This is a genomic window from Pseudomonas sp. GM74 (assembly GCF_000282455.1).
Taxonomy (GTDB): Bacteria; Pseudomonadota; Gammaproteobacteria; order Pseudomonadales; family Pseudomonadaceae; genus Aquipseudomonas.
In genome coordinates, this window is the sequence record NZ_AKJG01000114.1 from 18,483 (window position 1) to 27,278 (window position 8,796).

The following is an 8,796-nucleotide window of genomic DNA, read 5'->3' on the forward strand; positions in this document are numbered from 1 at the left end:
GGGAGCTGGCTTGCCAGCGAAGGCGGTCATTCAGTCAGTAATCGGTTGTCTGACACAACGCTTTCGCTGGCAAGCCAGCTCCCACAGGGTCCTGGTTTTCAGCCGCGCCACAGCCGCAATGACCGATCCATCGCCCGATTCTACCCAATCACCCATTCCCTCAATTAGCGGACAGTCCCCCCCAGAGCCCATCCCGCCTTTTTTCAACGGGATGAGAAGTGGCGCGCATCCGTCTTATAAATGAAACACCGCCCTCAGCTATACTCCCCGCATTTCGAATCAGGCCCCGAGGATTGACTGTGAAGAACTGGACGTTGCGCCAACGCATTTTGGCGAGCTTTGCGGTAATTATCGCCATCATGTTGCTGATGGTGGTCGTCTCGTATTCCCGGCTGTTGAAGATTGAAAACAGCGAGGCCAGCGTGCGTGAGGACGCTCTGCCAGGGTTGTATTACAGCTCGATGATTCGTGGCGCGTGGTCCGACAGTTATGTACGCATTCAGGCCATGCTCGGCCTGGAGCAAGGGCAGAGCTTCACTGCCGAGGATACCGCGAACTTCAAGGGCTTCGCCGAGCGGTTGAAAGAACAGATGGACCTCTACCGTGTAACGATGGGCGACGAAGAAGACAGGGTCGATTTCGCAGCGTTCGAAAAACTTCATGAGGACTACCACCGGATTCTGGCCACGGTGATCGAGTTGCATAAACGCAACCAGAACGCCGAGGCGGTCAACATGTTCCACAGTGAACTGACCCCGACCTGGGTGGCGGGTCGAATGAAGGTCAATGACATCCTGCGTCATAACAAGACCGTGGCGGACACAGAAATCGCGGCCATTGATGATGCGGTGCTCACCGCCAAAGTCATCATGGGCATTTCCCTGGCGATCGCGGTGCTGGCCGCCGCCCTCTGTGGCCTGTTGTTGATGCGCGCCATCATGGCGCCGATGAACCGCATCGTGAAAATCCTTGAAATCATGCGCACCGGCGACCTCAGCAGCCGCCTGAACCTGGAGCGCAAGGACGAGTTCGGCGCGGTAGAGACCGGTTTCAACGACATGATGACCGAGCTCACTTCCCTGGTGTCCCAGGCCCAGCGCTCGTCGGTGCAAGTGACCACGTCGGTGACCGAGATCGCCGCGACGTCCAAGCAGCAACAAGCCACCGCTACCGAAACCGCCGCCACCACCACGGAAATCGGCGCGACCTCCCGTGAGATCGCCGCGACTTCCCGGGATCTGGTGCGCACCATGACCGAGGTTTCCACCGCCGCCGATCAGGCTTCCGTGGCCGCAGGCTCAGGGCAACAGGGCCTGGCGCGCATGGAGGAAACCATGCACTCGGTGATGGGCGCGGCCGATCTGGTCAATGCCAAGCTGGCGATCCTCAACGAGAAGGCCGGCAACATCAATCAGGTGGTGGTGACCATCGTCAAGGTCGCCGACCAGACCAACCTGCTGTCGCTCAACGCCGCCATCGAGGCCGAGAAGGCCGGGGAATATGGACGCGGATTTGCCGTGGTCGCCACCGAAGTGCGGCGTCTGGCGGACCAGACGGCCGTGGCCACCTACGACATCGAGCAGATGGTGCGCGAGATCCAGTCGGCGGTATCGGCCGGGGTCATGGGCATGGACAAGTTCTCCGAAGAAGTGCGTCGCGGCATGTCCGAGGTGCAGCAGGTCGGCGAGCAGTTGTCGCAGATCATCCATCAGGTCCAGGCACTGGCGCCGCGGGTGCTGATGGTCAACGAAGGCATGCAGGCCCAGGCCACCGGTGCCGAGCAGATCAACCACGCGCTGGTGCAATTGGGTGACGCCAGCAGCCAGACAGTCGAGTCTCTGCGCCAGGCCAGTTTCGCCATCGATGAACTGAGCCAGGTGGCCGTTGGGCTGCGCAGCGGCGTTTCGCGATTCAAAGTCTGATGAGCGAAATCACGGCCAAACGCATTGCCGTGAAACAGGTGCTGCATGCCTTGTTTCTGGTGTTTCGCATCGGCAACGAGCGCTATGCCTTGAAGGCCATCGAAGTGGCTGAAGTGCTGCCGTGCCTGCCGTTGAAGCCCATCCCCCATGCTCCCGCCTGGGTCGCCGGGGTGTTCGCCTATCGGGGCACCGTGGTGCCGGTGATCGACTTGAGCGCTCTGACCTTTGGTGCGCCTGCACAGGCCCGTACCAGCACGCGACTGGTGCTGGTCAACTATCGCCCGGATGAAACCGTCGAGACACAGCTGCTCGGGCTGATCCTGGAGCAGGCGACTGACACCTTGCGTTGCGATCCGGCGGATTTTCAGCACTATGGCCTGGACAACCGCCAGACGCCTTACCTCGGGCCGGTGCGCAAGGACGAGCAGGGCTTGCTGCAATGGGTACGGGTCGGCGATCTGCTGGACGACCGGGTGCGCGCCTTGTTGTTTCCCTCGCCGCCAATGGATCCGGCGCTGCTGCAGGAGCGGCCATGAACAGCGACCAGCGTTTTTTCGACTTCCTCAAGGAAACTATCGGGCTCGACGTGACCTCGGTAGGGCCAGCGATCATCGAGCGAGCGGTGCGCCAGCGCAGCATCGTTTCGCAAGCATTGTCGGCCGATGAATACTGGCGGACCCTGCAGGGCTCGCGGGACGAACAGCAGGCGTTGATCGAAGCGGTGATCGTTCCGGAAACCTGGTTCTTCCGCTATCCGGAGTCCTTCGTCACCCTGGCGAAACTGGCGAGCAAGCGTCTGGCCGAGATCAACAACCTGCGCGCACTGCGAATTCTCAGCCTGCCGTGCTCAACCGGCGAAGAACCCTACTCGATCGCCATGGCGTTGCTCGATGCCGGGCTCAAGCCGCACCAGTTCAAGGTCGACGGCCTGGACGTCAGCCCGTTGTCAGTGGAAAAAGCCCGGCGGGCGTTGTACGGCAAGAACTCCTTTCGAGGTGATGACATTGCATTTCGCGACTGTCATTTCAGCGCCGAAGGCGAGAGCTATCGCCTCGATCAGCGGGTAATCGAGCAAGTGCGCCTGCAGGTCGGCAACCTGCTGGATCCGGCCTTGCTGGCCGGTGAACCGCCCTTCGATTTCGTGTTTTGTCGCAACCTGCTGATCTACTTCGACCAGCCGACCCAGAAGCAAGTCTTCGAAGTGCTCAAGTGCCTGACCCACGTTGACGGCGTGCTGTTTATCGGTCCGGCCGAAGGCAGTCTGCTGGGGCGTTTGGGGATGCGCTCGATCGGAATCCCGCAGTCCTTCGCGTTCAGTCGACAGGGCACTGCGGCCCCTGAGCCCTTGCCGACATTCGTGCCCGCACCATTGCCTGTGCCGCAACCGCTGCACAATCCACCGCCTGTGCCAGTGCGCAGCCGTCCGTTTGCCCGGATTGCGCCGTTGCGGCCTGCGCCCGCAACCTCCGGCTCCGACACTGCCGCGCTGCTGGTCAATATCGCCGTGCTGGCCGATGAAGGCAAAAGCGCCGAGGCGCGAGCGGCGTGTGAAAGCTACTTGCGCAGCCATGAACCGGTGGCCCAGGTCTTTTATTGGTTGGGACTGCTCAGCGATGTGGCCGGCAATACCCTTGAAGCCCAGGGTTTTTACCGCAAGGCGTTGTACCTCGAGCCGCAACATCCCGAAGCGTTGATGCACCTGGCCGGGTTGCTGCAGGCCCAGGGTGACGCAATGGGAGCCAGACGATTGCAGGAACGTGCCGCCCGCAGCGCACGCACCGCCGACAGTGAGCGTAAACGATGATCGCCTCCGACACCTTCAGCGTCACCCGGGACGCCCAGGCCATCGACGATTGCTGGAACCGCATCGGTATCCACGGCGACCAGTCCTGCCCGTTGCTCAGCGAGCATATTCATTGCCGCAATTGTGCGGTGTATTCGGCGGCTGCCACACGCTTGCTCGATCGTTATGCATTGCAGCAGGAAGATCGCGGGAGCGTGTCCGTCGCGGTCGAGAGCGAGGTGAAAACCCGCTCGCTGTTGATGTTTCGTCTGGGTGAAGAGTGGCTGGGGCTTGCGACCCGTAGTCTGGTAGAGGTGGCGCCGCTGCAAGCGATTCACTCGTTGCCGCATCAACGTTCCCGGGCCTTGCTCGGCGTGGCGAATGTGCGCGGCGCGCTGGTCGCCTGCCTGTCGCTGGTGGAACTGCTCGGGCTCGACGGCGCCGGCAGCGTGGCCACCGGTGCGCGGGTCATGCCGCGCATGCTGATCATCGCGGCCCACGGCGGGCCGGTGGTGGTGCCGGTGGACGAAGTCGACGGGATTCACGCCATTGACGAGCGCATCCTCGAAACCGCATCGCGCTCGGGTGCTCAGGCCAGCGCCAAATACACCCGTGGCGTATTGCAATTCAAAGGTCGCAGCCTGCGTTGGCTGGATGAAGAACAGCTACTGTCCGCCGTGACCCGGAGCCTCACATGACCCCCGAGCAAATGCGCGACGCCTCTTTGCTCGAGCTGTTCAGCCTGGAGGCCGAGGCTCAGACCCAGATCTTGAGCGCCGGCCTGCTGGCGCTTGAGCGCGACCCGACCCAGGCCGATCAACTTGAATCGTGCATGCGTGCCGCACACTCGCTCAAGGGCGCGGCGCGGATCGTCGGTGTCGACGCTGGGGTCAGCGTTTCCCATGTGATGGAAGATTGCCTGGTCAGTGCCCAGGAAGGTCGCCTGTTGCTGCGCCCCGAACACATCGATGCGTTGCTGCAAGGCACTGATTTGCTGATGCGCATCGCCACGCCGGACAACAACCCGGAGGCTGCGGACATCGAGGCCTACGTGGCGTTGATGGCGCTGTTGCTTGACCCTGCGGTCCCATTGGTTGCGCCTGCCGTACCGGTGATGGCAGAACTTCAGCTCGAAGCACCCACACCCAGGGTCGAGCCGTCGGCGCCTGCCGTCGAACCGCCATCGGCGCCAGCCTCGCGCAAGACCAAACGCACCACCGAAAACGGCGAACGTGTGCTGCGTGTCACCGCCGAGCGCCTGAACAGTCTGCTCGATCTGTCGAGCAAATCCCTGGTGGAAACCCTGCGGCTCAAACCGCACCTGGCGACCATGCAGCGACTCAAGCGCATGCAGAGCAACAGCCTGCGCGCACTGGAGAATCTCAATGTGCATCTCAAGGATCATGCCTTGAGCCTGGAGGCCCAGGAAGCCCTTGAGGATGCGCGGCGCTTGCTCTCGCAGTCCCAGCAACTGCTGATGGAAAAGAACGCCGAGCTTGATGAGTTTGCCTGGCATGCCAGCCAGCGGGCGCAGGTGTTGTACGACACGGCGCTGGCTTGTCGCATGCGGCCGTTTGCCGATGTGCTGACCGGGCAGGTGCGGATGGTCCGGGATCTGGGACGCGATCTGGGCAAACAGGTGCGGCTGGAAATTGAAGGCGAAAAAACCCAGGTCGATCGCGACGTACTGGAAAAGCTCGAAGCGCCGCTGACTCACCTGTTGCGCAACGCGGTCGATCACGGCATCGAAACCCCGGAGCAGCGCCTGCTGGCGGGCAAGCCGGCGGAAGGTTTGATTCGCCTGCGCGCGTCCCATCAGGCCGGCTTGCTGGTGCTTGAACTGAGCGATGACGGTAACGGCGTGGACCTGGAAAAGGTCCGTCGCAGCATCGTTGAGCGAAATCTGTCGCCTGCGCAAACCGCTGCGCAGTTGAGCGAAGAAGAGTTGCTGACGTTCCTGTTCCTGCCCGGTTTCAGTCTGCGCGACACGGTCACCGAGGTGTCCGGTCGCGGTGTCGGCCTGGATGCGGTGCAGCACATGGTCCGGCAGTTGCGCGGCGCGGTGGTGCTGGAGCAGTCGGCGGGCGAGGGCAGTCGGTTCCACCTTGAGGTACCGCTGACCCTGTCGGTGGTGCGCAGCCTTGTGGTGGAAGTCGGCGATGAAGCCTATGCCTTCCCGCTGGCGCACATTGAGCGCATGTGCGACCTGGAGCCGTCGGATATCGTACAGGTCGAAGGCCGCCAGCATTTCTGGCACGAAGACCAGCATGTCGGCCTGGTGGCGGCCAGTCAGTTGCTGCAACGTCCGGCCAGCCAGAGCAGCGGGCAAACCCTGAAGGTCGTGGTGATTCGCGAGCGTGATGCGATCTACGGCGTGGCCGTGGAGCGGTTTATCGGTGAGCGCACCTTGGTGGTGCTGCCTCTGGATGAGCGTCTGGGCAAGGTGCAGGACATTTCCGCCGGGGCCCTGCTCGACGACGGTTCAGTGGTGCTGATCGTCGATGTCGAAGACATGCTGCGTTCGGTGGAGAAACTGCTCAACACCGGTCGTCTGGAGCGCATTGCCCGCCACAGCAATCAGGTGGTCGAGGCGACCCGCAAACGAATTCTGGTGGTGGATGATTCCCTGACCGTGCGAGAGTTGCAGCGCAAGCTGTTGCTCAATCGCGGCTACGACGTGGCGGTTGCGGTGGATGGCATGGACGGCTGGAACGCGCTGCGTTCGGAGGATTTCGATCTGCTGATCACCGACATTGATATGCCGCGCATGGACGGCATCGAACTGGTCACGCTGTTGCGTCGGGACAATCGCCTGCAATCGCTGCCGGTGATGGTGGTGTCCTACAAGGATCGTGAAGAGGACCGGCGCCGTGGTCTGGATGCCGGGGCCGACTATTATCTAGCCAAGGCCAGTTTTCATGACGACGCCTTGCTCGATGCAGTGGTCGAACTCATTGGAGGAGCGCGAGCATGAGGATTGCTATCGTCAACGACATGCCCATGGCGGTGGAGGCCCTGCGCCGCGCCCTGGCATTCGAGCCAACACACCAGGTGGTCTGGGTCGCCGGCAATGGCGCCGAGGCGGTGCGCCAGTGCGCCCAGGACACCCCGGACCTGATTCTGATGGACCTGATCATGCCGGTGATGGATGGCGTCGAGGCCACGCGGCAGATCATGGCCGAGACCCCCTGTGCCATCGTCATCGTCACCGTGGATCGCCAGCAGAACGTGCACCGGGTGTTCGAGGCCATGGGCCACGGTGCGCTGGACGTGGTCGATACCCCGGCGGTCGGTGCCGGCAATGCCCAGGAAGCGGCCGCGCCGTTGTTGCGCAAGATCTTGAATATCAGCTGGCTGATCGGCGACAACGGCAATCGCCCGCGCTTGACGACGGCGCCATTGCACCGCTCGGGCTCACGCCAGAGCCTGATCGCCATTGGCTCATCCGCTGGCGGGCCGGCAGCGCTGGAAGTCTTGCTCAAGGGGCTGCCGCGTGATTTCTCTCCGGCCATCGTGCTCGTGCAGCATGTTGATCAGGTTTTTGCCGCCGGCATGGCTGAATGGCTCGGCAGCGCCAGCGGTCTCGACGTGCGCCTGGCCCAGGAAGGCGAGACGCCGCAAAGCGGCACGGTACTGTTGGCCGGCACCAATCACCATATTCGCTTGCTGAAAAATGGCACGCTGGCCTACACCGCCGAACCGGTCAACGAGATCTACCGGCCCTCCATCGACGTGTTCTTCGAGAGCGTGGCCAGTTACTGGAATGGCGATGCCGTGGGGGTTTTGCTCACCGGCATGGGGCGTGATGGTGCCCAAGGGCTTAAACTCATGCGCCAACAGGGCTATCTGACCATCGCACAAGACCAGGGCAGCAGTGCGGTGTACGGCATGCCGAAGGCGGCCGCAGCCATCGACGCCGCCGTGGAGATTCGCCCGCTGGACAAGATAGCGCCACGATTGCTGGAGATTTTCGCCAAGTGAGCACATTTTCCCTCATTCCTGGCTCAAGTAGTACTCAGGTGACCGCACATGACTGAATTACAGCTCGACGACTTCAAGACCGACGAAAACGCCGCCATGGTGTTGCTGGTGGACGATCAGGCCATGATCGGCGAAGCCGTGCGTCGCGGACTGTCGAACGAAGAGAACATCGATTTCCACTTCTGCGCCGACCCGCACCAGGCCATCGCCCACGCGGTGCGCATCAAGCCGACGGTGATCCTGCAGGATCTGGTCATGCCCGGCCTCGACGGCCTGAGCCTGGTGCGCGAGTACCGCAATCACCCGGCGACCAAGGACATACCGATCATCGTCCTGTCGACCAAGGAAGACCCGCTGATCAAGAGCGCGGCCTTTGCCGCCGGGGCCAACGATTATCTGGTCAAGCTGCCGGACAACATCGAGCTGGTCGCGCGCATCCGCTATCACTCGCGCTCCTACATGACCCTGCTGCAACGGGACGCGGCATACCGCGCGTTGCGGGTCAGCCAGCAGCAACTGCTCGACACCAACCTGGTGCTGCAACGCCTGATGAACTCCGATGGCCTGACCGGGTTGTCGAACCGTCGGCACTTCGACGAATACATGGAACTGGAGTGGCGCCGTTCGTTACGTGAGCAGAGCCAGTTGTCGTTGCTGATGATCGACGTGGACTACTTCAAGGCCTACAACGACAGCTTCGGCCACCTGGAAGGCGATGAAGCCCTGCGCAAGGTCGCCGCGGCGATCAAGGACGCCAGCGCCCGGCCTTCGGACCTGCCGGCCCGCTACGGCGGCGAAGAGTTCGCCCTGGTACTGCCCAACACTTCCCAGGGCGGTGCACGGCTGGTGGCCGAGAAGCTGCGCCAGACCGTGGCAGCCCTGAAAATCCCGCATAACTCGCCTACCGAAGGTTCGAGCCTGACCATCAGCATCGGCCTGTCGACCATCACGCCGAAAGCGGGCAGCAACTGCCGTGATCTGATTTCAGCGGCGGACAAGGGGCTGTATTTGGCGAAGAACAATGGGCGTAATCAGGTGGGGATCGAGTAACAAAAAGCGCTGCTCGTAGCGCTGTAGCAGCTGCCGAGCCCGCGAGGCTGCGTTCGGCTG

Annotated in this window: 7 protein-coding genes; all 7 read left to right on the forward strand. The window is 62.3% G+C overall.

What is annotated here, in order from left to right; genetic code table 11:
* Positions 1–299: 299 nt before the first annotated feature.
* From PMI34_RS05905 to PMI34_RS05875, 7 genes are read left to right on the forward strand one after another with little or no spacing between them, the layout of a single operon-like run.
* Complete coding sequence (locus PMI34_RS05905) at positions 300–1,922, forward strand: methyl-accepting chemotaxis protein (protein WP_008052719.1); 1,623 nt, start codon at positions 300–302, stop codon at positions 1,920–1,922.
* Complete coding sequence (locus PMI34_RS05900; RefSeq protein WP_008052720.1) at positions 1,922–2,458, forward strand: chemotaxis protein CheW; 537 nt, start codon at positions 1,922–1,924, stop codon at positions 2,456–2,458. Before PMI34_RS05905 ends, PMI34_RS05900 begins: the two co-directional genes overlap by 1 nt.
* Positions 2,455–3,726: a CheR family methyltransferase gene (locus PMI34_RS05895; protein WP_008052721.1), complete on the forward strand. Its 1,272-nt coding sequence runs from the start codon at positions 2,455–2,457 to the stop codon at positions 3,724–3,726. Before PMI34_RS05900 ends, PMI34_RS05895 begins: the two co-directional genes overlap by 4 nt.
* A complete protein-coding gene (locus PMI34_RS05890) occupies positions 3,723–4,403 on the forward strand; it encodes a chemotaxis protein CheW (protein ID WP_008052723.1) in 681 nt (226 codons plus the stop codon). Before PMI34_RS05895 ends, PMI34_RS05890 begins: the two co-directional genes overlap by 4 nt.
* Positions 4,400–6,679, forward strand: coding sequence for a hybrid sensor histidine kinase/response regulator (locus PMI34_RS05885; RefSeq protein WP_008052725.1), 2,280 nt, complete (start codon positions 4,400–4,402; stop codon positions 6,677–6,679). The genes PMI34_RS05890 and PMI34_RS05885 overlap by 4 nt, the downstream gene beginning before the upstream one ends.
* Positions 6,676–7,686 carry a chemotaxis response regulator protein-glutamate methylesterase gene (locus PMI34_RS05880; protein ID WP_008052727.1) on the forward strand — a complete coding sequence of 337 codons (1,011 nt, stop codon included), beginning with the start codon at positions 6,676–6,678 and terminating at the stop codon, positions 7,684–7,686. The genes PMI34_RS05885 and PMI34_RS05880 overlap by 4 nt, the downstream gene beginning before the upstream one ends.
* 48 nt (positions 7,687–7,734) lie before the next feature.
* Positions 7,735–8,736, forward strand: coding sequence for a response regulator (locus PMI34_RS05875; RefSeq protein WP_008052728.1), 1,002 nt, complete (start codon positions 7,735–7,737; stop codon positions 8,734–8,736).
* The last annotated feature ends 60 nt before the right edge of the window (positions 8,737–8,796 follow it).

What these genes read in the sequence shown, in the direction of transcription:
- PMI34_RS05900 (WP_008052720.1), top strand. Translation starts at nt 1,922, where the DNA reads ATGAGCGAAATCACGGCCAAACGCATTGCCGTGAAACAGGTGCTGCAT.
- PMI34_RS05895 (WP_008052721.1), top strand. Translation starts at nt 2,455, where the DNA reads ATGAACAGCGACCAGCGTTTTTTCGACTTCCTCAAGGAAACTATCGGG.
- PMI34_RS05890 (WP_008052723.1), top strand. Translation starts at nt 3,723, where the DNA reads ATGATCGCCTCCGACACCTTCAGCGTCACCCGGGACGCCCAGGCCATC.
- PMI34_RS05885 (WP_008052725.1), top strand. Translation starts at nt 4,400, where the DNA reads ATGACCCCCGAGCAAATGCGCGACGCCTCTTTGCTCGAGCTGTTCAGC.
- PMI34_RS05880 (WP_008052727.1), top strand. Translation starts at nt 6,676, where the DNA reads ATGAGGATTGCTATCGTCAACGACATGCCCATGGCGGTGGAGGCCCTG.
- PMI34_RS05875 (WP_008052728.1), top strand. Translation starts at nt 7,735, where the DNA reads ATGACTGAATTACAGCTCGACGACTTCAAGACCGACGAAAACGCCGCC.